General features: G+C 65.2%; 1 protein-coding gene. It reads left to right on the forward strand.

Annotation, left to right across the window (positions count from 1 at the left end):
* The first annotated feature begins 112 nt into the window (after positions 1-112).
* A complete protein-coding gene (locus AC07FN_RS45965; protein ID WP_478401397.1) occupies positions 113-997 on the forward strand; it encodes an IS5 family transposase in 885 nt (294 codons plus the stop codon).
* Positions 998-1,014 lie beyond the last annotated feature (17 nt).

Below are 1,014 nucleotides of genomic sequence, written 5' to 3' on the forward strand. Positions count from 1 at the left end.
CTAAGAGCCTGTTCCTGAACTGATCTTGGTGGCCGGGGTGGATGCGGAGACCAGAAGGGACTCCTGGTAGATCGGTTGGTGTCTAGTCATCCGTTCTACCGAGGAGTCCCGGGTGCCATCGTGCCCGAGTTCATCGATCAGTCACGCGCGGGGTCGGCAGTGCTGCCTGCTGGCCACCTCGCATCAGTCTTCCCACAGGTCACGGCGGTATCCGTCGGACACCACCGATGCCCAGTGGGCGATCATCGAACCGTTGCTACCCGCCCCGGGCTGGTTGGCCGGACGCGGTGGCCGCCGGGCGAAACACTGCCGCCGCGAGATCGTGGACGCGATCTTCTACGTGGTCGACAACGGCATCAAATGGCGGGCCCTGCCGGCGGACTTCCCACCCTGGTCCACTGTGTACAACCACTTCGCCGCGTGGGAGAAAGCCGGCCTCACCCAGGACGTTCTCGACGGGCTGCGTGACCGTGTCCGTCTGGCCGAGGGGCGCAACGCCGCACCGACCGCAGGCAGCATCGACTCCGCCTCGGTGAAAGCCGCCGAGACCGTTGGCGCCGCAAGCCGCGGGTTCGACGCGGGCAAGAAGATCAACGGACGCAAGCGTCATGTCGCCGTGGACACTCTCGGCCTGCTGATCTGCGTGCTGGTCACCAGCGCGGGCATGCAAGACCGTGTCGCCGCACGCAACCTGCTGGCCCGGCTGCGGTATGTCTGCCCGAGCATCCGGCACCTGTGGGCCGATTCCGGCTACACCGGCACCCTCATCGACTGGGCGAAATCCCTGTTCGGCCTCACCATCGACATCGTCACCAAACTCGCCGGTCAAACCGGCTTCGTCGTCCTGCCCAGACGATGGGTCGTCGAACGAACCCTGGCCTGGATCAACCAGCACCGCCGCTGTGTGCGCGACTACGAACGACTCCCCGAACACCACGAAGCCATCGTCCGCTGGGCCATGATCCACACCACCAGCAAACGCCTCACCCGCGTTTAGGAACAGGCTCTAAGACA

This window comes from Saccharopolyspora sp. NPDC045941, assembly GCF_056431445.1.